Raw genomic sequence first — 26,495 nt, forward strand, 5'->3', positions numbered from 1 at the left:
TCAAGCGGGCGTCTCCTCCGCCACTTGCGACTTAACCGGCGGAACAAGCACCGTTTCCTGATTGGCTGGTTCAGCGGACGCCTCTGGCTGGAGCGTATCAGGTATCTTGACGATGCGTGAAAGCAATAAAACCGGAATGGCAGATACCACGCACCAGATGAAGAAATCGTGGTAACCCAGCCATTTCTGAATGGCGCCACTCTTCATCGAAAACAGCACAAAGCCAAGCTGCATGATACCCGTGCCAAGCGCGTAGTGCGCTGTTGGATACTTACCGGGCGCAACAACCTGCATGATGTACAAAATCAGACCTGTGAAACCAAATCCATAACCAAACATTTCAATACTGAGAATGGATGTAATAAACATCAAATTACTAGGTTGAAACTGACTGAGGTACCAGAAGGTCAGGTTCGGAACATTCATGGCCAGAATCAACCAGAATAAGGCTCGCTTCAATCCGAGCTTCGCTGCAAACCAGCCCCCGCCAATGCTTCCGCCAATAAAAGCCAGCGTAGCCACTGTGCCATAAGCAATGCCTACGTCACTTGTTGTCATACCAAGACCGCCAATGCCCTTTTCATCCAGCAGAAACAATCGTCCAACTGATTGAACCTGCCCTTCACCCGCACGGAACAGCAATATAAACAAGATAGCCAGCCAAATGCCCGGCTTTTGAAAGAAGGTCACAATCACATCAACTAGGGTGCGCGACACTTCACCCACACTCGCTGCAGTTTGATGCGTGCTCACTGTTTTTGGCATCGCCCACATATGGTAGAGACCCAATGCAATCAAGCACACGCCAGGAATTGCCATTGCGACGGTCCATGCACCAGAGACGCCCATTCTCCCTTCCAGCTCACCAGCCAGCCAAACCAGACCACCCTGAACAAAGAGTTTGCCGCCATTCCAGAAAGCGCCCAGCCATCCGGAATATAGCGCCTGCTTATGCTGATCCAGATTGGCGATATATGAACCATCTGACGCGATGTCATGCGTGGCGGAAGCAAACGCCACAAGCGAGAGGAGCGCAACACTAAACGTGAAAAAGCCCGGAAGATGAAGGGATGATGCCGTCAGCAAAAGCAATATGCCACCAATGATCTGGAAGGCGACCACCACTGACTTTTGGCTACGGAACATTTCCAGAAAAGGGCTCCAGAGTGGCTTGAACACCCAGGCGAATCCCATCATGCTGGTCCACCAGGTAATTTCCTCGTTGGAGATACCCATCTTTTTGTACATGAATCCGGCCATGATACCTACGACAGCAAAGGGCAAGCCCTGCGCAAAGTACAATGTCGGCACCCACACCATAGGATGGCGCCTGGATTGAATACCACTCATATACATCTTCTCCGGATTTTCGTCATATTATATGACCATACAGATACCAGATTCGCCATGTCAAGGTAAGTGACTGAGACTGGCGTATTGCTACCACGCCCTTGCCGGTCCACAGTTTACTGTTACGTGAAATTGCGCCACATCGCCTTGCAATTCCCCCTGATTGTGCAGGAAGCCCGATATAATCTTTTTACCTTTCGTCATCTTGTTCTCATGGATTTCAATATGCGCCTTCTCACCGGTCTGACAGGGACTGCCTTGGTGGCAGTGCTTGCGGCTTGCACCCAAAGCAATGGCGTCGATAGCGGCGGCTCGAGCAATAATGGCAACGGCGGCGTCGTGCCCCCTTCCGGAAAAGCGACTGGCTATGTCACCGCCATCGAAGGCGCAAAGGTGTGGCTGGATATCAATGGCGACTTTGTCGCAGGCAGCGATGAGCCGATTGCACAAACCGCAGCGGACGGTGGCTTTACGTTTCAGAATGTCTCCGCAGTGCAACTCGCCAGCTATCCGCTGATGGCCTGGGTTCCGCCCGGCGCCATGGACCGCGATGCCAATCGCAAGGTGGTGAATGGCTATTACCTGACCGCACCGGCCGGCACTACTCAGGTGAATGTGTACACCAGCATGGTGGCATCCGTCATGCGCAGCTACCCGGAATTTACGCCAGAAGAAGCACAGAGCTATGTACGCGCAACGCTGGGTGTATCGGATACCTACCCCATCTTGCAAAACTATACGGTTGACGCCAATACCACGACCCTGACAGACAGCACCTATCTGCGCATGATGGCGCTGCGCTACACGTTGCGGCTGGGGGGCGATTTCCAGATCACCGGGCAGCTGAATGCCAGCACCGGTGCCGGCATGTTTCACCAGATTTATGCAGGTGAAATGGCCATGACGCCCTATCTGGCCAGTTCGGCTTTGAACGATGCGGATACATCGGCGCTTGCCAAGCTCCCCAATGTCAGCACCTACACGCTGCAAACCAGCAATAGCCTCTTTGGTGCCAAACCTGTCCTGAGCAATGCGGCGGCGCTGATTAATAGCGCCAGCGGCATGCATCAGGTGGCCTATAACGTGGGCAGTCTGTATGACTATAAAGAAACGCTGACTGCACAGGGTACCTTCCTGATCGACCGTTTTGCGTCCCAGCAGTACTGGGATGGCATCGCACTGGCCTTCAAGCCGGTGACAGGATACAGCCCGCAGCAGATTGACCTGCCACGCAACGAACGCATGTACTTACCGAATGCCAACGATAATGGCGGCAACTGGGTTTGCCCGAACGGCACCAATACCGCCAACACCTACAACCCTGCCTGCACCGAGGTGAACAAGGAAATCCCGTCGCCTGCGGGATTCACAACGGTGAGCGGCAACCGACTTCAGCGCTATCTGAGCAACCGGAAAGCGGTGGACAGCCAGATGCTTTACCTCGGATTTGATGTGAGCGGCCTGTCGGTCAGCGCGGTTACCCGCGCACGCAACTGGGGCGAGCAGAGCTTTCTGGGTAAGTCCGGCGTACTCTCTCACAACCCCAACGCCGTCTTTCCAGCGGGAAGTCAGGTTTACACCACGGTCCAGAAGAATATCAACCCGGTTTGGGGTGAGTATAGTGATCGCATCGTGCCGGTGAGCAATGCCAGCGGTGCCATCGGCAGCATTGTCTATCCGAGTCTGGTTTATCCGGGATCGAATCTGGTCAAGCTGATCCTGAATTGCCAGCAATCTGCGGGCGCCAGTTGCACACTGAATCTGACTGCCGCGGCACAGTGTATCGACACCCAGAACAAGGCCATTTCCTGCGGGCAGCTGGGCGTCACGCCCGCCGAGCCACAGCGCATCAATATCACCTTCCTGGGCGATCCGAATGGCGCCACGCCTGCCGGTACCTTTACTTCCAGCAGCCTCACTTATCCGAATCTGAAGTGGACAGGTAACTGGTCGATCAAGTACCGCGCAGACGCCAAATTTCTGGTGCTCGATTTCCCGCGCATTTTCAGCATTGTCCAGCCCGGCGAACGCTTTTCAGCCGTACCCGGTGTCGATCCGATGCCGATGCGGATGGATACCGGTCTGCGCTATGCGTTTACCGAGCGATCGGAAAACCTGTACAGCGGCTATTACCGTCCTGAAGGTGCATTCATGAGCACGCCGGGCGATGTCAGCAGCAACCCTACCAAGCTGTGGATGAACGACATCGCACTGAACGCTTTCGCGCAGGCTTATTGATGCGCCCCCTACCGCCCTGACTCGCTCAGGGCGGTGCCACCTGTCTCAAATTCCTTAAACATATATCTAATCGGTTTTTATATTCCGCAGTCCGCTCTGTTTAAATAACACTTCCGCAGCCCTGTGCTGCCGATTGCGCAGCCCCCCCGACTGCCAGACTACGGAATATACGCCGAGCATGACTGACCTTTCCCTGAAGCTGGACAGCCAGCGTCTGACCCACCTCCGCCAGCTGGAGGCCGAGTCCATCCATATCATCCGCGAAGTGGCCGCCGAGTTCGAAAACCCGGTGATGCTGTATTCGATCGGCAAGGATTCGGCTGTGATGCTGCATCTGGCCAAGAAGGCCTTTGCGCCGGGCAAGCCCCCTTTTCCGCTGATGCATGTAGATACCACGTGGAAATTCCGCGATATGTACACCCTGCGCGAAAAGCAGGCGGCGGAAGGCTGGAAGCTGATCGTGCATGTGAATGAAGAGGGCGTGAAAAATAACGTCAATCCGTTTACCGTGGGCTCGGCCAAGCATACTGATGTGATGAAGACGGAAGGTCTGAAACAGGCGCTGAATAAGTACGGCTTTGACGCGGCCTTTGGCGGTGCCCGCCGGGATGAAGAGAAATCGCGCGCCAAGGAGCGGGTCTATTCCTTCCGTGACCGCAATCATCGCTGGGACCCGAAAAGCCAGCGCCCCGAGCTGTGGAACATCTACAACTCGCGCATCGACCGTGGTGAAAGCATCCGCGTGTTCCCGCTGTCGAACTGGACCGAACTCGATATCTGGCAATACATCTTTCTGGAAAGCATCGAGATTGTGCCCCTTTACTTCGCAGCGGAACGCCCGGTAGTGAACCTGAACGGTACACAGGTCATGATCGATGATGATCGCATCCTCGAATATCTGACACCCGAGCAGCAGGCCAGCATCGAGCACAAATCCGTGCGTTTCCGTACGCTTGGCTGCTATCCGCTGACTGGCGCGGTGGAGTCCACCGCCAGCACACTGCCGGAAATTATTCAGGAAATGCTGCTGGCCACCACCAGCGAGCGGCAAGGCCGCGTGATCGACCATGACTCGGCCGGGTCGATGGAGAAAAAGAAGATGGAGGGATACTTCTAATGAGCCACCAATCCGACCTGATTGCCAGCGACATCCTCGCTTATCTGAAACAGCATGAAAACAAGGACATGCTGCGCTTTATTACCTGCGGCAATGTCGATGACGGCAAGTCCACGCTGATTGGCCGCCTGTTGCATGATTCCAAGCTGATTTTTGAAGATCAGCTGGCGGCGATCCAGCGCGACTCGCAGAAGTACAACACCACAGACGAAGAGATTGATCTCGCTTTGCTGGTGGATGGTCTGCAGGCCGAGCGTGAGCAGGGCATTACCATTGATGTGGCCTACCGCTACTTCAGCACCGACAAGCGCAAGTTCATTATTGCCGATTGCCCGGGTCATGAGCAGTACACCCGCAATATGGCGACAGGTGCATCGACCAGTAATCTGGCCATCATTCTGATCGACGCGCGCCGGGGCGTGCAGACCCAGACCCGCCGTCACAGCTTTATCGTGAGTCTTTTGGGGATCAAGCATGTGGTGGTGGCGATCAACAAGATGGATCTGGTCGACTTTGATGAGGCCGTCTACACCCGTATCCGCGATGAATATCTGGCTTTTGCCGGTCAGCTGGCTATCCCGGACATCCGCTTTGTGCCGATTTCGGCGCTGCGCGGTGACAATGTGGTGAACGCCAGCCAGCAAAGCCCCTGGTATCAGGGCCCGACCCTGATGCAGCTGCTGGAAACGGTGCAGATCGACCACGATGTCGCGCTCGATGCCTTCCGTTTGCCGGTGCAGTATGTGAATCGCCCGAATCTCGATTTCCGCGGCTTCTGCGGCACCATCGCCTCCGGTCGCATTGCGCCGGGTGATGCGATCACCGTGTTGCCATCGGGCAAGCAATCGACGGTGAAGGCCGTGGTGACCTATGAGGGTGAGCTGGCAAGCGCGGGCACGGGTGAAGCGATCACACTGACACTGACAGATGAAATCGATATTTCGCGCGGCGACTTGATCATCAGGACGGGCGAATCCAGCCCGGCTGTTTCACAAGCCTTCGATGCACACATCGTGTGGATGAATGAAACGCCACTGGAAACTGGCAAGGAATATCTGTTCAAGCTTGCCGGCAAGCAGGTATCGGGCCGCATCGAGCGTATTCTGAGCCGTATTGATGTGAACTCGCTGAACGAAAGCGAAGCCAGCCAGTTGAGCCTGAATGAAATCGGCCTATGCCGCATTCAGGTGAATGCACCGGTGGTATTCGATGCCTATCGTGCCTGCCGGGCGACTGGCAGCCTGATTGTGATCGACCGCTTGAGCAATGCCACGGCGGGTGCCGGAATGATTGCAGCAGCGGCGCAATCGACAGGCAGCACCGATGATCAGGATGAACTGACCCGCTTGCGGGCGTTTGAAGTCGAGCTGAATGCGCTGGTGCGGAAGTATTTTCCGCACTGGGAAGCGAAGGATGTGAGTGCGCTGTTGAAGCGATAAGTACTCGGCATCCTGCACCCAAGAATCGCCCGCCAAGTAAACACCTGGCGGGCTTTTTGTTATTTGACAACATATCCGGCGCATGAGCGTAGTTCAACACGCCCGAAATTCCGCCTACAACCGGAAATATCGATGCACCTGTAAAAAATATCAGATATGAATATTTTGTAGCTTAATTACACTAAATCACCTTTCATGCTGCGATGCTTGCAGATGCCGAGGTGATCGCGCGCGCGGTGCGTGAAGCCTCTGCACGCTCAGTGGCCGCACCGGAGCAGTCGTGATCAAGTTTTGGTACCTAACCCAAACAGGAGTCACGCAGTGAAATTGTCGTCTTTATTTGCATCTCTTATTGCAGCCACTGCCATCAGCAGCCCAGCTCTCGCACAATCCGTTGCTGCGAGATTCACACCTGCCAATGCAGCGCCCGGGCAATCCGTTACGTTCAGCTATCAGGCATCTGTTGCCGTCACTGGCGCCTCGATTACCTGCACCATCGAGGGTGTTCCCGGTTTCAACGGCATCATTTCTGGACCATCCCGTTCCTATACTTTTCAGGCAAGCAACAGTCTGAACGCCACTGTCACCTGCACTGATCATATTGGCGGTGGAAATGATACGGGTTCTGCGCAAGCCTCCCTGACTGTCGGCCCGCAAGTGCCCGCGTTTAGCTATTACGCAAGCCCCAGTGTGCTCTCCGCAGGCCCGGACTACACGACCCTGTATCTGACCAATGCGCAGAACTCGAACAGCTGCTCTGGCACAATCGGACAGGTATACGTTGCACGCACCACCACGTACTCGGCTTCGTGTACCGGCGATGGCGGCACAACCACCCGTGTTGCCACTGTAACGGTCAAATCCTCCACCTGCCCGAAACCCAATCTATGCAACCTGCCACTGCTGAATCCCTCAAGCAAGCTCGCACTGAATCTTTATAGTCTGGGCATTCAAGCTGCCAGCCCATCGATCAGTCATCATCAGCTGAGTCTTTCCGGGATTGGCGCGAAAGATTTGATCGTAGTGGACGCAGTACGCAGGGAAGCCTATGTTCTGCTCGAACGCGATGGCGCCTACACCAAAATCGATCATAAGATTCCGAATGTCAGCGATATCAGCCAGATTCACTCCGTCTTTATCCCAAGCAATCGGAATAAGGCGATTGAGGTGGATGTTCAGCGTTAACCGTATCCATCGCCTCTAAGCCTGATCATCCCGCCACATCACGATGTGGCGGGTTTGCCTCCCGCCGCATTTCCGGCATCATGCCGTCCTCGAACTCCCTTGGTCAGCATGGCTTGCATGAACTACCTTACCCATCTCCGCACGCAACTTCCTGATGTCCCACTGCACGCACTGGCGCTGTGGATCATCGACACGCAGGATCGCCTGATCGCCACCATTCAGCCGGAGCCGGACGATCATGTGCTGGCGGAATTAGCTGACCACTTCCTGGATGCACAGTTTGTTGGCGTACTGACTGATCTGGATGGTGAGGCGCAACAGCATCGTACCGTACTGGTATATCGCACATCGTCGATGCAAGACGATGTAACCGTTATCCGCGACGATGCCGAGTTCAAAGCTGCCATTCACCAGCTTAACGGGCTACTCCCATTCACGATGCTGGGTACAGGTCTCTCGGCTCAAGCGGATGAATACTGGCGCCAATGCCGCAAGAAGGTGGGACACGACCTTTTGTTTGTCCCGTCTGCAGGTACGATGGTGCAGGATGACACAGGCCGAGTCCTCTTGCAGCGTCGCACCGACGACCATACCTGGAGTATTCTGGGTGGCTGCGTGGAGATTGGCGAGACACCGATGGATGCGGCCATCCGCGAAACGTACGAGGAAAGTGGTCTGCGCGTAAAACTGGATCGACTGTTATCGATCGCGACTGGGGATGATGGCTGGATCAATTACCCTAATGGCGACTCGCTGCGATTCTGGGGATTTCTGTTTCTGGCGACGGTGGTGTCTGGCGACATTCACGTCAGCAATGATGAAAGCGCAGAGCTACGCTGGTTTACACCTGCGGAGCTGGAAGCATTGGCGCCACTCAATGTCTACGCCCGCTTCAATCGCATGAATGCTGCGTTGACAGATATCGCCATCACCGACATTTGCATGCCCGAACTCAAGTGGGCTTAACTGCGGCCACGGGTGACGCAACCGGGCAACCCTTGCCGCGAGCCACGCCTTTGAGGAAAGCCCGGCGCGCGGTACCCGCGGCGATCGAGGCTGAGACTTCTCGCGAATGCTTTTCCGCGCCGGACAATTTACGCAACCAGCTACGGAACGGGATCAACCCCTCAGCCGTGCGCTGAACAGCACCAATCGCCGCATTCTCGGCCTCCTCTCCACCTCGCTCGACCAGACCTGGCTTATCCGGATTTTCCGGGGCATCCAGATCGGGTCCCAATACGTCATCCAGCGCTTTCACATCTGCCACAAGTGCGTCACAGGCCAGCTCGTCAGTCAGCGCATAGGGCTGCTGGCGTGCTGAGGCAAGCACCAGTGGAATATCATCGCGTACGAGATTGATATCACTCAGTGGCGTAGTGGCTGCATTGCCGAGCCGTTTGGACGATGTGCTTGCGCACCCTGCCAGCACACAGCCAAGCAGACCGATTGTCAGACATCTTGCCAAGCAATCCATAGAATGCGCCCGTCATATGTGTTTCATGTCTTTTCAGTATGCAATGCCCGGACAATTTATGCCACACTAGGCAATCTACTCCAAATATGAGGATGTCATGAGCAAAGCGCTTCGATTGTCCGAAAAATGGTTCCAGCGTGGCTTGTGGCTGGTGGCAATTGTATTTGCAGGATTTTTAAATGGGCTGGGCAGCAATATTGTCAGTGATCTTCCCAAGGTTGATCCTGGCGTGTCGCTAGAGTCTTTCATGCCAGCAGGGCCAACACAAGCTGCCCGTGCCGCGATTCGGGAAGCAGAAAAACAAACCGTTGCAGCGAACGAAGCGCTGGCACAAGCTCAACTGAAACGGCAGACCGCACAAGCCGACGTCAGCGCCAAACGCGAAACCTTCAGTAATTGGCTGGCAACACGTCATGTCACAGAGCAATCTTCGCAAGATCCGGAGGTGATCAAGCGGACACAGGAATTGGATGTACTGAAGGCCACCGAGCGGACGACGCAGGCCAGAGTTGAATCACAGCAACAAATTCTGCTCGATGCAACACAGGCACAGGATCATGCCCGCAGGCAACTGGCCGAACTGGAGGATGTCGCCCGCGTTCAATGGTACACCGCCAAGCGGCATCAGGAACTCCGTGTTTTCCTGTACCGTCTCGCGTTGACACTCCCCTTGCTGATCATCGCAGGCTGGCTGTTCCGCAACAAGCGCAAAAGCCCCTCCTGGCCCTTTGCCTGGGGCTTCATTCTGTTTGCACTGAGTGCCTTCTTTATTGAACTGGTACCTTATCTGCCCAGTTACGGCGGTTACGTCCACTACATTGTCGGGATTATTGTGACCGTACTAATAGGCCGCAGCAGCATCAATGCGCTGCAACGCTATCTGGAACAGCAAAAAGCCGCGGAGTCGCAACCAGATGTGGTCAGGCGCCAAGAACTCAGCTACGACACCGCACTTGCACGCATGACAAAAGGCGTGTGTCCCGGATGCGAGCGAGCTGTAGATCTGAAACATCCTCACATTGATTTTTGTCCGCATTGCGGCATTGGCTTGTTTAACCATTGCACACATTGCGACACGCGTAAAAATGCATTTTCGCATTTCTGCCATGCATGCGGTACGGCTGCGTCTGGCGCTCGTAGTGATTCGCCATCCGCCTAGCGTACCGTGAGTCGGGGTACCTGTCCGCCACGAGGCAATTGACGATTCGTCTCATTGCCGAGCGAAAAACGCGACACTGCTGACACCAGTTCATTGGCTTGTGTTTCAAGCTGGATGGCGGCGGCAGTGGCCTCTTCTACCAAGGCAGCATTTTGCTGGGTGGCCTTATCCATGATGGCCACCGCCTGTGTGACCTGAGACACGCCTTCGGATTGCTCCTTGCTGGCATTGGCAATCTCGACAATGGCTTCGCTGACCTTACCGATACCGCCGACAATTTCCTCAACCGTATCACCCGCCAGATTCACCTGATGGCGGCCGACTTCTACACATGATAGTGACGCCTCGATCAGTTGCTTGATTTCGCGAGCGGAGTTAGCTGTTCTTTGTGCCAGACTGCGTACTTCGGATGCCACCACTGCAAAGCCACGGCCTTCTTCTCCTGCACGTGCGGCCTCAACAGCCGCATTCAAGGCCAGAATATTGGTTTGAAAGGCAATGCCATCAATGACACCGATAATGTCAGCAATCTTGCGTGATGACGCAGCAATTTCGCCCATAGTCTCTACTACCTGCCTGACAGCACTGCCGCCCTGCTCGGCTACTTCCCGCGAATGTATGGCCATTTCGCTCGCCATGGTGGCATTGCCGGCATTCTGACCGACTGTGCCGCTCAGCTCTTCCATGCTGGTAGCGGTTTCTTCAATGCTGCTCGCCTGCTGCTCGGTTCGGCGTGACAGATCCTGATTGCCTTGTGCAATTTCCTGAGACGCTACATTGATGCGGTCTGCCGCAATTCGAATGCCACCGATCAACTCGCGGAGGCTGTACACCGTTTCATTGAGCGAGTCCTTCACTGCACCGAATATACCCGGATACTGCGAATCGACCGTCCGCGACAAATCCCCCTTGGCCATGGCTTCAGCCTGAACCGATAGCTCACCCAGACAATGCAGGGCATCCAAAGACGCATTGATATTGCCTTTTAGTACAGCAAGCTCCCCTTCTGCAGTTGCCGTCACATGCTGACCCAGTTTGCCATTGGCCAACTGCGCCATTACATCGCCGATATCTTCAAGCACGGCTTTCAGATTCGCCACCGTCGAATTCATGGCCACCTTGACCTCTGCAAATACGCCTTGGTAGCTGCCAGTCATTGACTGATCCAGATCGCCTTTGGCGAGCGCGCGTGCAACATGTGCCATCTCATCGAGGCAACGCAGGGCATCCAGAGTGCAATTGATATTGTCTTTCAAAGCCGCCAATGCGCCTTCGCCTTGCGCACTCACCCGATGGCTGATATCCCCGCGCGCCACTTTCGCCATGACCGCGCCAATATCGCCAATCATGGTATCCATCACTGACATGGCCTGATCCACTGACCGACGGAAATCACCTGCCACACGCGGATCAACACGCGACGAGAAGTCACCATGAGACAAGCTATCCATGACCTGCACAACCGCACGGGTCGACAGATCAAGGGTATCCACAGATACATTGACGCTTGTTTTTAATGTTGCAAGATCACCCACCGCATCGACTTCGATCCGCTTCGAGAAGTCGCCCGAAGCCACGGATGCCATCACCTCATTAGTTTCAGCCAGTGTGCCTTGTACGGAAGAGAGCAAGTGATTGAATGCTTGAGCAGTTTTGCCAATTTCATCCTGAGCAGCGATGGGAACCGACAGAGAAAAATCCCCTTGCATCTCTACACGGACAATCGTCTCCTGCAGTTTCTTCAGCGGCTTCAGCAGGGCATTCACCAGCGCAATGGCACTCAAAACGGCAACCGCAAATGCGCCTACCATCCACACGGAAAACCAGATTGTGAGACTGTGCGAGGCTGCAATGCTCGACTCCCGCCGAGCACTCATGTCCTTTCGCGCATCCTCAAAGAGTGTAGTCAGTTCTCGATTCGATGCGGAGAAGGTGGTATCTGCCGATTGCAGCATCATTGCAGTCATATTGACGTCTGTTGTCACCATATCCAGCGCATCGGTAATATCCTTACGGAAGGCCTTCGTCGCCTTAGCCAGTACCGCAATATTGGCTTGATCCGCTTTACTCCAAAGACTCGACTTTTGCCAGGTATCAAGCTGATTGGCGGCTAAGTCGAGCCGTTGAATCTGTTCCTGAGCAAACCTGTTTGCCTTATCTGCATCTGCATTGCTTTGCAGCATGGCTGACAAAGAATAAAGATTATTCCGCGTCAGCCCTAGCTCCAGTGTGAACTGACTTACTAGATCGTATTGCTTGAAATCTTCTTCGAATAGCGAGTTCAGGGTCGATGTCTGCTGGCGAATGCCGTAAAGCGCCATGATGCCGAGTAGCAGCATGAGCACGGCGGTCAGCATAGCGGGCAGAAGAAATTTGATCCGAATGGGCAAATCAGCAAAGCGTTGACGCAACTGGGTGCCTGAGGTCTGCATGGCCATTGTCTCGAAAAGCTAGATAGACAGTAAAAACGCTCCGAACAGCCGGAAAATCGGTTGTCCTATCAGCATAGACGAGCAGACTTCACCTCCGCCTGCGCCGGATATACGGCAATAAAAAAACCCGCCATATTGGCGGGTTGTTGATGGAGCACGGCGCTTACCAGACTCGGCAGCGCTTTTCCGGCACCATTGCATCCCCTTTATGACAGGCGAAGGCTTGCTCGAACTCAGGCATATTCACCATCAGACCATTCACACGGTATTTCCCCGGTGAATGCGGATTTGTCAGCGCATGCACACGCTGCGTTTCCGGACGGGTATTTTCACATGCCCACTGTGCATAGCCTACGAAGAAACGCTGCTCAGGTGTGAGACCATCGACATCGGGCAAATTCTGGCCGACCACTTCGGCCTTCCAGGCCATCCAGGCCAGAATCAAGCCGCCCAGATCGGCAATGTCTTCGCCCTGAGTCAGACGGCCATTGATCTTCAGCTCATCGATAATGGTGTAGGTGCTGTATTGCTTAACGATGCAGGCTGCGTGTTCGTTAAATGCCTTGGCATCATCCTTTTCCCACCAGTCTTTGAGATTACCCTTGCCATCGAACTGGCGACCGCTGTCATCGAAGCCATGGGTCAGCTCATGCCCGATGGTCGAGCCTGTGTTGCCATAATTAGGTGCGTCATCCATCTTCGGGTCGTACAAGGGCGGCTGCAAGACGCCCGCAGGGAAGTTGATATCGTTCATCTGCGGGTTGTAATAGGCATTCACTGTCGGCGGGGTCATGCTCCATTCGCTGCGATCAACCGGCTTGCCAATCTTGGCAAGCTGGCGGCGAATTTCGAAGACTGTGGCACGATCGCTGTTGCCGAAGAAATCGTCGGGGCGAATCTCGACGCTGCTGTAATCGCGCCAGCGATCCGGATAGCCTACCTTGTTGGCAACCGCATGCAACTTTTCGATCGCACGCTTTTTGGTTGTGTCACTCATCCAGCTCAGCGCCTTAATATCGGCTTCCATTGCATCTTCGATCTGGCGCGTCATTTTCTGCGTGTCTGCCTTCAGCTTTGGCGTGAAGGCGCGATCAGTGAACTCCTTGCCCAATGCCTCACCCAGCTGGTTATCCACATTCTGGACGCAACGCTGCCAGCGTGGTGCCTGCTTGGGCGTACCCATTAGCGCAGTGCCATAGAAATCGAAGTGTTCACGATCGATTGCGGCAGTCAGGCTGCTCGCGGATGCACGCATGACATTCCAGCGCAGATAGGCCCGCACCACATCAAGCGGCAGACTCGACAGTTCGCGATTCAGCGCCTTCATGTATGCTGGCTGACCGACGTTCAGCTCGGCAAAATCGGGCGCACCCAGTTGCTTCAGATATTGATCCCATGCAAAGGCGGGCGTCATGGCCTTGAGCTTGTCCAGCCCCATCTTATGCGATGTCTTGTATGGGTCGCGCAGATCGACTGCGCCCAGCTGCGCTTTGGCCAGACGGGTTTCCAGTGCCAGAATCGCGGCTGCATCACGTTTGGCGGCAGCCTTGCTGGTGCCTGATTGAACCAGTACACGTTCAATGTGCTGGATGTATTTAAGGCGCAGCGCCTTCGACTTGGGATCTGTCTTCAGATAGAAATCGCGCTCGGGTAAACCAATGCCACCGGCACCCACACCCGCAATCACATTGTCAGAGTTGGTATAGTCCTGCTCGGAGCCGAAATTGAAGAACCCGCTCACCCCACGGCCATGCAGCGTAGCCAGTAGGGCTGGCAATACTTGCCGATCTTTCAGCCCGGCAACTTGATCAAGCATGGACTGTGCAGGTGCGAGTCCGCGCTTTTCAATACCGGACTCATCCATGCACGCGCCAAAGTAGTCGCCGATTTTTTGCTGGCTGACGGTTCGGCCTTCGGTTTGCTTGGAAAGCGAATCGAGTATACCCCACAGATAGCGCTGGTTTTCGTGCGCCAATTTACCGTATACCGACCAGCTGGATTTATCTGACGGAATAGGGTTATTTTTGATCCATCCACCGCAGGCGTACTGGTAAAAGTCCTGACATGGATTCGCCGTCCGATCCATCGACTGGTTATCCAGACTGGGCGTATACGGCAACGAAGTAAATGGCTGGTCTGCGCTCGCATCAGCAGCAAGTGCAGACGCGGTCAGCGGGTAGAGCCCTGCAGCACACAAGGCAAGTACGAGGCGACGCATCGGATAAACCTCCCATGGGTATTCTGTCTATGTATTGGCGCACATTGCCAAAACAACAGTATACCGACGGGAAGGTTATCCTGTACAAGATTTGCTGAGGCTACCCCGGAACCAGCGTGTTGACTTGCACAACTGGCTGACACACCTTCGGCGTATCGATAGCAAGCCGGTAGTTCAGGATCGGATGATCAGCCGGTGTGAGGCGAACAAATCCATGACGAACCGCCAGGCGTATCATGCGATCATTGCTCCGCAAGCATCGCGCAAGCAGTCCTCGCAAACCACGTGACCGTGCACTGTCAATCAACGCTTGCATCATGATGCTGCCCACGCCCATGCCATGCCAGTCATCTGAAATGAGAACCGCCACTTCGCCGGTTTGCGTCTCGGAATCGATGACATATCGCGCTGATGCCATGACACGTAAGGAACCATCACGATCGCATGTCATCACAAAGTGGGTGACCTGATCCGGATCCGGCGTGCATAAGGCATCCAGCTGCGGACGCGAAGCGGAAAAGTCGCCGTCGCCGAAACGAAAATACCGACTGGCGTATGAGAGACGGGCGATAAATGCACCCATCAGGATGGAGTCACTTGGCGCAATGTGCCGAAGTTGCATACCGGAAGCAGCAAGATGACAGACTTGCACTACGGGGGACTGGATAGGCTTCATGGCCCACCTCCTGTCTGACAGGATAGAAAACTACACAGCATCCAGCGTAACAGTTAAATATTTCAATCCCGTTACAATTCATTCATATTTATTTACATTTCACCTTGCATTGCGCCAGATCAGCTTTCGTTCACTTTATGATATCGGTGCAGCAAGGCAGGCAAAAAAAGCGCCCGAACTCGGTCGGGCGCTTTTAAGGTAAAAATGGACTGACTCAGCTTATTTGCCAGCGTCACGCATGCTTCGGGATACACCCAGTAAGTTGTTGCGCAACTCCGCTGGCGTTTTTCCGCCCACATACATACGCAGGAAGATCTTGCCCATTAAATCGCTATTGATGTAACGCGTATTGGTGCCGGGTACCATGATGGGATTGCCATTGATGGTCGCGCACACGCCTTTTCCGGGTATAACATCGATCGCGACGATATCGCCTTTCTTGATCTTAGGCAGCGAGTTATAAATCGCACCCATCTGGAATACCTCATTGATCACCTGACCAAACTCTTCCTTGGTCGCAGAGGCTTCAAAATCATTCAGAAAATAGCGCGAGGCTGTCGAGCCGGAGATTTCCTGCAAGAGCGCCAGCTGAATACGCTTCGGACCTGGCATGGCTTCGAGCGCTTCCAGTGTGGTGGCTTTTTGCGGCAGATACAAGCCGGAGATATCTACCTTGTTATATCCGCGCTTGCGCCAGCCCACACCATTGAGCTGCAATTTAACAGACTCGACCGTCACGGTGTCCTCAAAGGACATCCCATCCAGTTCGACCGCCGCATGCACGACGGGCAGCGCAAAACAGAGCAATGCAGCAGTCTTGAAATGACGAAGCAGTGATTGAATGAACATGATGTGTCTCACTTTCCGGGGAGACGCACAAAGTGCGGTCTCGACAGCGGGATGCACTGGGGAAGATGCATGCCCGCTGGTTTCATAAGCGCCACCCGGTATTCAGGCAGCGCGGCTCAGCTTAGAAGGGAACAGACAGGTTGACCCAGAATGCGCCGCCTTGCGGACGGTTATCTGACGCGAATTCGCGCACATAGCGTGCATCCAGCATAAAGTCACCGGCCCCCTTGATCCAGGCGATTTCCGGGCCGATACCGTAGTCGTACCCCTTCTTGCCCAGTGTCAGATCCTGACGCGCGGCCATGGCAGCATTCGCGGAAGGTGCATTCACGGTATCTTCGGTGAACTGGTAGACGGCATAGGCAGCCAGACCCACACGGGTGGCATCATTCACCGAACGCATCAGGGCGGCGTCCAGATTCATGTAGTTGCCATTGCGGAAATGGGTATCGCGATTGCGGCTGTTGAAAGCAACGGAGGCTCGCACACCAACATCCCAGCCGTCGCCTATATAGCTGTACTGCACCAGCGGACGGAAGGTGTAGAAATTACCCGAGCCCGGATTGGCTGCCTTGTCGCCATCGTACTTACCCGTAGGCAGAACCACGGCCGGAACAAACATCCACTGGCTGGTTTCATTGCTCCAGCGCAGCACAGGTGCAAGCTCCAGATCACCCACACCCGAACTGGCGTTGGAATTGGCTGCGGCGACAGCCTGACCAGAAACGGTCGCAGCTGCATTCACTTTAGGCGCGTATGCCTGTAGCGCAGCCACATCCACCTTGGTGTTCACAGCATTCAGGCTGACATCTGTTTTTTTACGCAGGAGCGGCAGCAGCGCCGTAAAACCGACGTTGGCGCCGAGGAACTGAGTATTGCTCAGGTAGGTCAGGCGTGGCAGTACGCCATCCACATTGATGCGGATTTTGCTGTCCATTGCTGTCGTGGCCGTACCGGCAATCGGCGCGCCCAGCAAAGCCAGATTGGTCGATTTGAAGGAGGTGTGATCAATGCTGCCACTATACGAATACAGCGGCGTTTGTACGACCCAGCCCGGCTCCATCGGTGCGGACATATCGGCACCACCTACGCCCGGAGCATAGCGCAAATCGTAGTTTTCAGATGCGTTTACGCCTACAAGCGCCGCAACCAGCAGAGCCCCACCAGCCCTGAGTGCTTTCACTGCCATCATGTCGTCCTCGTATTGACTGCATATAAACATTACAAGTGTGCAATTTACCTGAAATCATATACAAAGCAAATGCTTGCTTGATCGTTTGACAAGATGACGGTGTACAGATACCGACTTTCTGCGGTTTGTGTACTGATACTTTTGCGCAACTTTTCCTGGCTCGTGATCAATACATGCCAAGGATGCGCCTAAACCGTTAAAATCAGCGGTTATATCCCAAGTAGACGGAGACACCCCGTGAACATCAAGTCCACCTCCCTGCGCAACACCGTATTGCGCGCTGCACTTCTGGCTGCAGGCCTGACGCTGGCGACACCCGCCACTGCACTGGCCGCTGCCAAGCCCACGGCCGCCGAAGCTGAAAAATTTATCAATGATGCCGAAGCACGTCTGGAAAAGCTCGGCATCAATGCACAGCGTGCCGAATGGGTGGCTGAAAATTTCATCACCGACGATACCGAAGTCATTACCTCGCAAGCGATGGAACAGCTGATCAAGGCCTCGGGCGAGATCGCACTGGCATCGCGTCGTTACAATGGCGTCAAGCTGTCTACCGACTACGCGCGCAAGCTGAAGCTGCTGCAACTGAGCCTGAATCTGCCGGATGACAAAGAGCGCGAGCGCTTTACCCGCCTGCTCGCCGGTCTGACTGGCTCCTACGGCAAGGGCAAGTATTGTCCGAAGAACACCGATGGTAGTGCTGGCAAGTGCATGGCGCTGGGCGATCTGGAAAAGGTGCTGGCCGAAAGCCGTGATCCGGCCAAGCTGCAGGAAGTCTGGCTGGGATGGCACGATGTGGCACGCGGCTACAAAAAAGAGTACGCCGAATACGTCTCGCTGGCCAACAAGGGTGCCCGTGAAATGGGCTTCAAGGACAATGGCGCGCTGTGGCGTTCCGGTTACGATATGTCCGAGCAGGCATTTGGCGAGGACGTCGAGCGCGTGTGGCGTCAGGTAAAGCCGCTTTACGATTCGCTGCATCAGTATGCCCGTTACAAACTGCGCCAGACATACGGACATGACGTTGTCCCGGCATCCGGCCCGATCCCGGCCCATCTGTTCGGCAATATGTGGAGTCAGAGCTGGGAAAACATCTACCCGATCCTGAAGCCCTCCACCACGCGCAGCGATTACGATCTGTCCAAGGTACTGGAAGAGCGCAAGATCAGCGCGCAGGATATGGTCAAGATCGGCGAAGGGTTCTACACCTCGCTGGGCATGGAAAAGCTGCCAGCCAGCTTCTACGAGCGCTCGCTGTTCGTGAAGCCGCAGGATCGCGAAGTGGTCTGCCATGCGTCCGCCTGGGATATCGACCAGCTGGAAGACGTGCGCATCAAGATGTGTATTCGCCCGACCGAAGAAGAGTTCATCACCATTCACCATGAACTCGGCCACATCTACTACGATCTGGCATACCGCAAGCAAGCCAACCTGTTCCGTGGCGGTGCCAACGATGGCTTCCATGAAGCCATTGGCGACACCATTGCGCTGTCGATCACCCCTGAATACCTGAAGAAAATCGGTCTGATGGATGCCAATGCAGAAGCAGGCGACGAGATCACCCCGCTGCTGCAACAAGCGCTGAAAAAGATCGCCTTCCTGCCGTTCGCCTATCTGGTCGATAACTGGCGCTGGCAAGTGTACGGTGGCAAGGTGAAGCCGGAAGATTACGACAAGGTGTGGTGGCAACTGCGCGAACAGTATCAGGGCGTGAAGCGTCCGGTTCCGGCCACTGCAGGCGGCTTTGATGCAGGTGCCAAGTTCCACGTCGCCAGCGATACGCCGTACGCTCGCTACTTCCTGGCGCACATCCTGCAATTCCAGTTCCAGCGTGCATTGTGCAAGGAAGCTGGCTACAGCGGCCCGCTGAACCGTTGCTCGATTTATGGCAACAAGGCAGCAGGTGCCAAGTACCAGGCCATGCTGACCCTGGGCACCAGCAAGCCCTGGCCGGAAGCACTGAAGACCCTGACTGGCGAAGACAAGCTGGATGGCAGCGCCATCATCGATTACTTCGCGCCACTCAAGACCTGGCTCGACGCACAAAATGCCGAGCTGGCCAAGGCAGATCCGGAAGTGAAGTCTTAATTCGTCCGATACGTCCGGCAAAGGCGACCTCGAGCGAGGTCGCCTTTTTTATGTACTCTGTTCGACGCCGGCCATGACACCTGCCACCGTGGCATCCGGTATCGACGTCAACCGATTATCGCCCGCACTTCACCATCGTTCACTGATGGAACACATCTTGCTCGGTTAGCTCACCGTTCATGCGCGTTTGCCCTTTTCCGGCACACGCAAGAAACCAACCCGGTGAGATCTGCCATGGCTGCTACTTCCATTATTCCTGCACTCACAACCGCCCAGATTGCGGGATTGTCGACTCAGTCGATTGCGCTGTTTACCACGCTGGATATCTCGCTACTGAACTCGGCGCAGACGCAGGCGCTCAACACAGCGCATATCCAGACACTGGATACCCGGCAGGTTGTCGCACTCACCAGTAATAGCCTTACCGCCTTTACCACCGCGCAGATTCAAGCACTCACTACCCGCGAAATGGTGTCCCTCAGTACCAGCCAGCTGCTGCGGTTTAACAGCGTGCAACTGCAAGCACTGACCAGTACAGAAGTAGCAGCGCTCAGCACAGCACAGATTAATAAGCTAAGCACCTTTACCTTGAATGGCATGGGGACTAGCCAGCTGGTGTCGCTCACCACCAAACAGCTGCTGGCACTCAATAGTATCCAGCTCAATACGCTGAATACCGACCTACTCGACAGTCTGACTACCGCACAAATCGCTAATCTGGCCACCAACCAGATCGCGGCGCTCAGCTCAAGCGTCATCATCAATTTCACGACAGCACAGCTGCAGGCAATGACCACACGGGAGTTTGCGGCACTCAAGGTAGAGGGCTTAAATGCCTTGAGCTCTTCGCAATTACAGATTCTGGAAACGGCAGATGTCGCCGCCCTGACGACGGCACAAATTGCCGGAATGAACGACAATCAGATTGCCGCTTTCACCACGGCGCAACTCGCCGTATTCAGTACAGCCCAGATGACTGCACTGAGCGCCGCCGATCTGAGCTTACTGAACAGCACTCAGATCGATACCTTTTCGGCAACACAAATCCGCGCGCTGACGTCGACCCAGCTAAACGGCATGAATGCCTCGCAATTGCAGGTGTTCACCACTGCACAAACTGCTGCGCTGAGCACACGCCAGATATTCGGTCTTGGCTCGGATCAACTGTCCGCACTCACCACTGCTGCGCTATCCAACCTGAATACCAGCCAGATTGCGGCCATCAATACAAATGCCTTATCCGGACTGAGTACGGCACAAGTTCAGTCGCTGACGACGAGTGAGTTTGCCGCCCTGACGACTACACAGCTCAATGCCTTGAGTGATGCACAGATTAACAATCTGACCACAGCAGAAGTCACCGCGCTGACGACGCGGCAGCTAGCCGGTTTGTCCGGGCGCGCATTGGGTGAAATTCTCGACACGCTGGCAGGCTCGCTTACCACGTCGCAGGTTAGCCTGATCACCACCACCGCGCTGAATAGCTTGAATTCATCTCAGCTCGATGCCCTGAGCACCAGCCAGATTGCTGCCATGCGTACCACGCAACTGGCGCTCCTGAATACGCAAAGCTTGAACTGGCTGACCACAGCACAAATCGCCGCCTTTACCACCAGCCAGATGGCAGGGCTATCGGTATCGGGCGTCAGCAGCTTATCCAGCAACCAGATCCAGATCCTTGGTACCAGCCAGATTGCTGCATTGAAAACCAGCCAGCTGGCGGGCCTCAGTCTGAGTCAGCTGGATGCGCTGACCACCGCTCAGGTCGCCGCGTTGAATACCGCCCATATTGCCAGTTTGAGTCTTGCCAGTCTGAATAGCCTGGAATCCAATCAACTCGCGGCATTTACCACCAGTGAAATCGCAGCGCTGACAAGCAGTCAGCTTGCCAATTTGAATACCAGTTTGCTGCAAACATTGCTTACCAGCCAGATTGCCGCACTAACCACCACTCAGGTGGCCAGCTTGTCTGCAGCGACCTTGAGCAGCCTGACTGCCACCGAATTACAGGCAATGGAAACCGTGGATATTGCCGCGATTCGCAGCACAGTGCTGAATGCGCTGGATAGCAATGTGATTCAGGCGCTGACCACGGCGGAAATTGCAGCGCTCACCACACGGCAGATTTATGGCCTCACCAGCCTGAGCATCAATAACTTCAATACGACGCAACTGGCGGCGCTCACCACCGGCCAGACACTGGCGCTGAATAGTATCGTTCTGAACAATCTGGCCACCACGCAGCTGCAAATCATGCCGACCAGCCAGATTGCCGCGCTGAAAACTTCCCAGATTGCCGCACTCAGCACACAGGCCTTTACCGGCCTCAGCAACAGTCAGCTTGCTGCACTAACAACCATGCAGATGGGAGCCATTTCCGGTGCTAACCTGAATGCGCTGCAAGCCAGCCAATTACAACTTTTCAATAGCAATCAGATTGCCTCGCTATCGATTAGCCAAATCATTGCGTTGAACACCACCGCCTTTAGCGCCCTCACGACAGCTCAAATTTCCGCACTGACTGCCGTACAAACTGCAGCCATTGCCACGGATGATCTGGTGAGCCTGGGTACCGCGGACATTCAGGCTTTCCAGACGACCCAGATTGCAGCCCTGACCGGCAAGCAGTTGGTGATGCTCACCTCTGCACAGCTTGGCATCCTGAACAGTGCGCAAATCGGTGCCCTTACTGCCGCCCAGATTGCTGCCCTGAACAGCACTAATATTGATGGCCTCACCACGACCGGGCTGCAACTGCTGACAACATCGCAAGTTGGATCGCTGAATTCAATGGTGATCACTACGCTGGATGCATCCGAGCTGACGGCGCTCACCACCAATCAACTGAGCGCCCTGAGCGCCAGCCAGCTCAATCGGCTTAACTCCACGCAGCTGCAGTCCTTGCTCACCAGTCAGATGGCTGGACTCAACACCAATCAGCTGCCCGGCTTATCGACATTTGTGATTGCCAATCTCACCACGGCGGAGCTGGCAGTGCTGGATACCAATCAACTGACCAGCCTGACTGCTACGCAATTTGGCGCCATGAGCAGTACGGCAATTGTGTCACTGACAACCATGCAACTCAGCGCCATGACCACCCAGGATTTGCCGGGATTGAATACGGTTGATCTGAATGCGCTCAGTGCCGCGCAGCTGCAATTGTTCAACAGCAATCAGATTGCAAGCCTCACCAATGCCCAGATCGCAGGTCTGAATAGCGCCCAAATTGCCAATCTACTCACCTCGCAATTTGCCGCACTGGCCAGCAGCCAGATCGCTGCACTGAATACGGTGACACTGGGTTACTTGTCGACTGCCGATATTCAGGCGATGACTACCGTTCAGATCAGCGCGATCAACTCGACGGATCTGAACGCACTCACCACGACGCAGCTGCAATCCTTCCTGACCAGTCAGATCGCCGCGCTCAGCAATAGCCAGGTGGGCACGCTAAATACCACGACCGTCAGCAATCTACTGATCGCAGAACTGGATGCCCTCACCACCACACAGATGAGCGCCTTGAGCTCGGGTGCACTGAATTGTCTGAATTCTGCACAGCTGCAATCATTGTCCACCGCCCAAATCGCGGCATTATCGACCGCTCAGATCGGCCAGCTGAGCCAGACGCAAGTTCAGACCTTGCTCACCGCACAAGTCAGCGGTCTGACCACTGCACAGATTGCCGCACTCAATACGGCCACGGTGTCGTGGCTTGCCGCAGCGGACTTCAATGTCCTCAATAGCAGCCAGGTGGCCGCGCTTAGCGCGACCGGGCTGAATGTACTAAACAGCACGCAGTTGCAGGGGTTGAGCACTCAGGTGATCTCGGTATTCAACACTGCGCAGATTGCTGGCTTGAATCTGACACAGGTGCAAACCCTGCTGAGCAGCCAGCTCGCAACTATCAACACCGCCAGCATCATGGCACTCAGTACGACGCAATTGCAGGTATTGAACAGCAGCGCCATCAACGCACTCAACACGGCACAGATCGTCGCTCTGACCAGCACCCAGCTGGCCAGCCTGAATACCGATCAACTGGTCAGCCTGAATACTGCACAGGTTGCTGCTGTCACCACCACCGATTTGCTGAGCCTGGGCAATACCCAGCTGCATGCACTGCATACAGATCAGATTGCCGCGCTGACTACCGCACAGATTGCGGTACTGAATACTGCGCTCCTGCCGGCCCTCAGCATTGACCAATTGGATGCACTCAATAGCGCACAGGTTCAGGCACTATCGACCCTCAGCCTGAACGCGCTGGATGTCAGCCAGCTGCAAGGTCTGCTGACCAGCGAAATCAATGTGATGACGACTGCGCAGATTAATGGCTTGAATCTCACCTTGCTACAAAGCCTGACACAGGATCAAGTCGCGGCCTTTAATACGCAGCAGGTGGTTTCATTGGGTGCCATTGGCCTGAATGTGCTGACCGCCACACAAATCGCTGCTTTGGAAACGGGTGATGTTGCCGTGCTGACAACACAGCAGATCAGCAAAATTGGCTCAACCGCACTGGGAGCACTCACTCAGGATCAGATTGCCGCGCTGACTACCGGCCAGATCCAGTCCATGACCACCTCAGCCTTAAACGCCATGCAGTACTGGCAAGTGCAGGCCATCAACACCACCGATATCGCAGCCTTGAGTACGACACAGATTGCGCGCGTTGGCACCAGCACCCTGAGTAACCTCAACCAGGATCAGATTGCTGCATTGACGACCACACAGGTACAGGCACTCAGTACTACTAGCCTGAATAATCTGGCGGACTGGCAGCTGCGAGCCATTGAAACCACCGACATCGCCGTACTGAGCAGCAACCAGATCAAGGCTTTGAATTCGCTGGCAGTGAGTAACTTGAATACCCAGCAGATTGCAGCCCTTTCAACCATGCAGGTGAGCGTCATAAGCACGCAAGGTATCAATGCCTTGTCGCAAACCCAGTTGCGTGCGCTGTCGACTGCCGATATCGCCGCGCTGACGGCTGCACAACTGAATGCCTTCACCACGCAGACGATCAGCAACTTCAATGTGGCACAGATTGAGGCACTGTCTACCGCACAGCTGGTGACACTGAATACGACCTTCCTCAATACACTGGACGTGCTGCAGATCCGTGCGCTGGACAGCGTAGACCTGCAGTCTCTCAGCACGGCGCAGGTATCGGCGCTGAACTCGAGCGCGGTCGGGAATATGCTGGGTAGTCAGCTTGCGGCGCTCACCACCACGCAGCTTACTGTTTTAAGTACCGTGCAACTCAATGCGCTGGCAGCCCCGCAGTTGACCGCGCTCTCAACAGGACAGGTCGCTGCCCTGACCACAGCGCAGATCGCGGGCATCAATACCGCCACCCTCACCAGCTTGAGCCTCACTCAGTTGGCCTCGCTCACCACCGCGCAAGTCGTGTGCCTGACCAGCGTCGAGCTGAATGCACTGGATGGTCAGCAGTTACAAGCATTCACCACAGCCGAGCTCGCCGCACTGACCACCACACAGCTGATGAGCATGAATACAGCAGCGGTAAGCGGGTTTAGCGGTGCGCAGTTTGCTCTGCTGAACACCTCGCAGTTCACATCGCTCACGGCAGCACAGCTGAACAACCTCAGCGCCAGCCAGCTGCAGTCGCTGACAACCACTGAAATGTCGATCCTGACCACCACACAACTGACCGGACTGAGCTCACAGATGATCGGCAATCTGACCACTGCCGAAGTCGTGATGCTATCGACGACACAATTGAGCGTACTGGGCAAAGTACAGTCACAGGGCTTCTCGGTCGCCGATTACAACGCCATGAGTGCGGCTCAACAGGCCATTATCGACGCCAACCTGCTCAAGCCATCCGGCCTGGTTGCAGCTGGCACATTGCTGATGAGCCAGCAAAGCCTGCTGGCCGGTAGCGAGGATGGATTCAGCATCCAGAGCCTGCTTGCACAAAGTAATGCCACCTCGGGCGCGAGCCATGATGGTTCAACGCTGACGGGCACCGCGGTACACAACGGGGAGCTAAACAATGTAATGGGCAACGGGGCAGGTTCGCTCGGTATACAAAGCATGCTGGATAAGCTCAATAGTAGCCTGGCTGCGCATGCCACACCACACGATGGGCGCACGCTGTCCCTGCCAGATAGCTGGGACAAGCAGCTTGGGCTGCAAACGGCCAGTCTCGCCGAACTCGAACGCACCGCCGGTAATGCCGGGTCACTGGGACAACTGGAGCTGAAATCCGGTCAGGCACTGGTGAGCCTGAACGCGGGAGACGTGCTGCACTTTGGTTCAACGCCAACCGTACATGCAACCGGAAGTAGTGCCACCCAGCAGATGATCGTGCAAGGTACCCAAGCGCACACCCTGCAATTGGCCGATGGCAACTGGCATCATGCAGGGTCGGTAATGATTGATCAGGTGCACTATCAGGTCTTCCAGCAGGGAGATGCACAGGTGCTGGTTCAGAACGGGGTACATTTGATGTTTTGATGGCACCCCATGCGCCTCAGGCAGCCAACCAATCGGATGGCTGCCTTTCCTTTTGTATGCAACTGGCGAATTGCACCAAGCACCAGTATCCTGATGAAATTACTCAAGGAGATGCCGCAATGAACCGTCGCACCCTGCTTCAAAGCTCTGTTGCCCTCGCCGTTTCTTCTCTAGCTGTACATGCTGCAGACGCCGCAGACAAGCACAAACACCATCACCACGAAGCTGAATCCGGTGGCAACCCCTACGCTGCGCTGATCCACAGCACCGCCCATTGCCTGATGGCCGGTGAGGCCTGTCTGGCACACTGCATCAAGCTGATGGCCGATGGTGACGGATCGATGGGACCTTGCGCCACCACAGCCAATCAGATGCTGGCCCTGTGTGGCGCGCTGCAAAAACTCGCTTCGCAGCAATCTCCGCTGACGCCAGCACTTGCCAAGGTTGCACTGGAAGCCTGCAAGGCCTGTGAGGCCGAGTGCAAAAAGCACGAAAACCATCACAATACCTGCAAAGCCTGCCGCGAAGCCTGTACCGAGTGCATCAAGCAGTGTGAGGCTGTCGCCAAGGCTTAAAGTGGACATGCTAC

17 protein-coding genes are annotated in these 26,495 nt (G+C 55.2%); 10 read left to right on the forward strand and 7 right to left on the reverse strand.

The genetic code is table 11. The annotated features are described in order from the left end of the window. Positions 1-1,350: an MFS transporter gene (locus KSF73_00750; protein MBV1774234.1), complete on the reverse strand. Its 1,350-nt coding sequence runs from the start codon at positions 1,348-1,350 to the stop codon at positions 1-3. 225 nt (positions 1,351-1,575) lie between these two features. Here KSF73_00750 and KSF73_00755 point away from each other — a divergent pair, with 225 nt between their 5' ends. From KSF73_00755 to KSF73_00775, 5 genes are all read left to right on the forward strand, one after another. After that, positions 1,576-3,588 (forward strand): hypothetical protein, encoded by a 2,013-nt coding sequence (locus KSF73_00755; GenBank protein MBV1774235.1) that lies wholly within the window; start codon positions 1,576-1,578, stop codon positions 3,586-3,588. A 178-nt stretch (positions 3,589-3,766) separates the two neighbouring features. Next, positions 3,767-4,705 (forward strand): sulfate adenylyltransferase subunit CysD, encoded by a 939-nt coding sequence (gene cysD / locus KSF73_00760; protein ID MBV1774236.1) that lies wholly within the window; start codon positions 3,767-3,769, stop codon positions 4,703-4,705. After that, positions 4,705-6,144 (forward strand): sulfate adenylyltransferase subunit CysN, encoded by a 1,440-nt coding sequence (cysN, locus tag KSF73_00765; protein MBV1774237.1) that lies wholly within the window; start codon positions 4,705-4,707, stop codon positions 6,142-6,144. The genes cysD and cysN overlap by 1 nt, the downstream gene beginning before the upstream one ends. A gap of 321 nt (positions 6,145-6,465) precedes the next feature. Further along, positions 6,466-7,329 carry a hypothetical protein gene (locus tag KSF73_00770; protein ID MBV1774238.1) on the forward strand — a complete coding sequence of 288 codons (864 nt, stop codon included), beginning with the start codon at positions 6,466-6,468 and terminating at the stop codon, positions 7,327-7,329. A gap of 117 nt (positions 7,330-7,446) precedes the next feature. Further along, complete coding sequence (locus KSF73_00775; GenBank protein ID MBV1774239.1) at positions 7,447-8,295, forward strand: NUDIX domain-containing protein; 849 nt, start codon at positions 7,447-7,449, stop codon at positions 8,293-8,295. On the opposite strand, the gene KSF73_00780 is transcribed toward KSF73_00775, so the two are convergent. Continuing rightward, complete coding sequence (locus KSF73_00780) at positions 8,282-8,758, reverse strand: hypothetical protein (GenBank protein MBV1774240.1); 477 nt, start codon at positions 8,756-8,758, stop codon at positions 8,282-8,284. The genes KSF73_00775 and KSF73_00780 overlap by 14 nt on opposite strands. 142 nt (positions 8,759-8,900) lie before the next feature. Between KSF73_00780 and KSF73_00785 the strand changes: the two genes are divergently transcribed. Next, complete coding sequence (locus KSF73_00785; GenBank protein ID MBV1774241.1) at positions 8,901-9,962, forward strand: serine endopeptidase; 1,062 nt, start codon at positions 8,901-8,903, stop codon at positions 9,960-9,962. Here the strand turns inward: KSF73_00785 and KSF73_00790 are convergent. From KSF73_00790 to KSF73_00800, 3 genes are all read right to left on the reverse strand, one after another. Continuing rightward, on the reverse strand, positions 9,959-12,394 hold the full coding sequence (locus KSF73_00790; protein MBV1774242.1) for a HAMP domain-containing protein: 2,436 nt from the start codon (positions 12,392-12,394) through the stop codon (positions 9,959-9,961). The two genes, KSF73_00785 and KSF73_00790, sit on opposite strands and share 4 nt — an antisense overlap. 163 nt (positions 12,395-12,557) lie before the next feature. Beyond that, positions 12,558-14,612 carry a M13 family metallopeptidase gene (locus KSF73_00795; protein MBV1774243.1) on the reverse strand — a complete coding sequence of 685 codons (2,055 nt, stop codon included), beginning with the start codon at positions 14,610-14,612 and terminating at the stop codon, positions 12,558-12,560. Between the two features lie 100 nt (positions 14,613-14,712). Continuing rightward, positions 14,713-15,288 (reverse strand): GNAT family N-acetyltransferase, encoded by a 576-nt coding sequence (locus tag KSF73_00800; protein MBV1774244.1) that lies wholly within the window; start codon positions 15,286-15,288, stop codon positions 14,713-14,715. Here KSF73_00800 and KSF73_00805 point away from each other — a divergent pair. Then, positions 15,287-15,490 (forward strand): hypothetical protein, encoded by a 204-nt coding sequence (locus tag KSF73_00805; protein ID MBV1774245.1) that lies wholly within the window; start codon positions 15,287-15,289, stop codon positions 15,488-15,490. The two genes, KSF73_00800 and KSF73_00805, sit on opposite strands and share 2 nt — an antisense overlap. Before the next feature lie 17 nt (positions 15,491-15,507). Here KSF73_00805 and KSF73_00810 read toward each other — a convergent pair whose 3' ends face one another. Both KSF73_00810 and KSF73_00815 read right to left on the reverse strand, forming a co-directional pair. Beyond that, positions 15,508-16,137 carry a chalcone isomerase family protein gene (locus KSF73_00810; GenBank protein MBV1774246.1) on the reverse strand — a complete coding sequence of 210 codons (630 nt, stop codon included), beginning with the start codon at positions 16,135-16,137 and terminating at the stop codon, positions 15,508-15,510. A 121-nt stretch (positions 16,138-16,258) separates the two neighbouring features. Further along, entirely contained in the window at positions 16,259-17,326 is a 1,068-nt protein-coding gene (locus tag KSF73_00815; GenBank protein ID MBV1774247.1) for a transporter, read from the reverse strand. A 240-nt stretch (positions 17,327-17,566) separates the two neighbouring features. Here KSF73_00815 and KSF73_00820 point away from each other — a divergent pair, with 240 nt between their 5' ends. The 3 genes from KSF73_00820 (at position 17,567) to KSF73_00830 (ending at position 26,481) form a co-directional block, all read left to right on the forward strand. Then, a complete protein-coding gene (locus KSF73_00820) occupies positions 17,567-19,417 on the forward strand; it encodes a M2 family metallopeptidase (GenBank protein MBV1774248.1) in 1,851 nt (616 codons plus the stop codon). A gap of 234 nt (positions 19,418-19,651) precedes the next feature. After that, positions 19,652-25,906 carry a hypothetical protein gene (locus tag KSF73_00825; protein MBV1774249.1) on the forward strand — a complete coding sequence of 2,085 codons (6,255 nt, stop codon included), beginning with the start codon at positions 19,652-19,654 and terminating at the stop codon, positions 25,904-25,906. A 119-nt stretch (positions 25,907-26,025) separates the two neighbouring features. After that, on the forward strand, positions 26,026-26,481 hold the full coding sequence (locus tag KSF73_00830; GenBank protein MBV1774250.1) for a four-helix bundle copper-binding protein: 456 nt from the start codon (positions 26,026-26,028) through the stop codon (positions 26,479-26,481). Positions 26,482-26,495: the final 14 nt, after the last annotated feature.

It is taken from the genome of Burkholderiaceae bacterium DAT-1 (genome assembly GCA_019084025.1).
GTDB lineage: Bacteria > Pseudomonadota > Gammaproteobacteria > Burkholderiales > Chitinimonadaceae > DAT-1.

Bases quoted from the DNA above. Each gene is read 5' to 3' on its own strand.
- KSF73_00805 (MBV1774245.1), top strand. From the start codon at position 15,287: ATGGCCCACCTCCTGTCTGACAGGATAGAAAACTACACAGCATCCAGC.
- KSF73_00785 (MBV1774241.1), top strand. From the start codon at position 8,901: ATGAGCAAAGCGCTTCGATTGTCCGAAAAATGGTTCCAGCGTGGCTTG.
- KSF73_00775 (MBV1774239.1), top strand. From the start codon at position 7,447: ATGAACTACCTTACCCATCTCCGCACGCAACTTCCTGATGTCCCACTG.
- cysN (MBV1774237.1), top strand. From the start codon at position 4,705: ATGAGCCACCAATCCGACCTGATTGCCAGCGACATCCTCGCTTATCTG.
- KSF73_00795 (MBV1774243.1), bottom strand. From the start codon at position 14,612: ATGCGTCGCCTCGTACTTGCCTTGTGTGCTGCAGGGCTCTACCCGCTG.
- KSF73_00750 (MBV1774234.1), bottom strand. From the start codon at position 1,350: ATGAGTGGTATTCAATCCAGGCGCCATCCTATGGTGTGGGTGCCGACA.
- KSF73_00825 (MBV1774249.1), top strand. From the start codon at position 19,652: ATGGCTGCTACTTCCATTATTCCTGCACTCACAACCGCCCAGATTGCG.
- KSF73_00810 (MBV1774246.1), bottom strand. From the start codon at position 16,137: ATGTTCATTCAATCACTGCTTCGTCATTTCAAGACTGCTGCATTGCTC.
- cysD (MBV1774236.1), top strand. From the start codon at position 3,767: ATGACTGACCTTTCCCTGAAGCTGGACAGCCAGCGTCTGACCCACCTC.
- KSF73_00755 (MBV1774235.1), top strand. From the start codon at position 1,576: ATGCGCCTTCTCACCGGTCTGACAGGGACTGCCTTGGTGGCAGTGCTT.
- KSF73_00815 (MBV1774247.1), bottom strand. From the start codon at position 17,326: ATGGCAGTGAAAGCACTCAGGGCTGGTGGGGCTCTGCTGGTTGCGGCG.
- KSF73_00800 (MBV1774244.1), bottom strand. From the start codon at position 15,288: ATGAAGCCTATCCAGTCCCCCGTAGTGCAAGTCTGTCATCTTGCTGCT.
- KSF73_00830 (MBV1774250.1), top strand. From the start codon at position 26,026: ATGAACCGTCGCACCCTGCTTCAAAGCTCTGTTGCCCTCGCCGTTTCT.
- KSF73_00790 (MBV1774242.1), bottom strand. From the start codon at position 12,394: ATGCAGACCTCAGGCACCCAGTTGCGTCAACGCTTTGCTGATTTGCCC.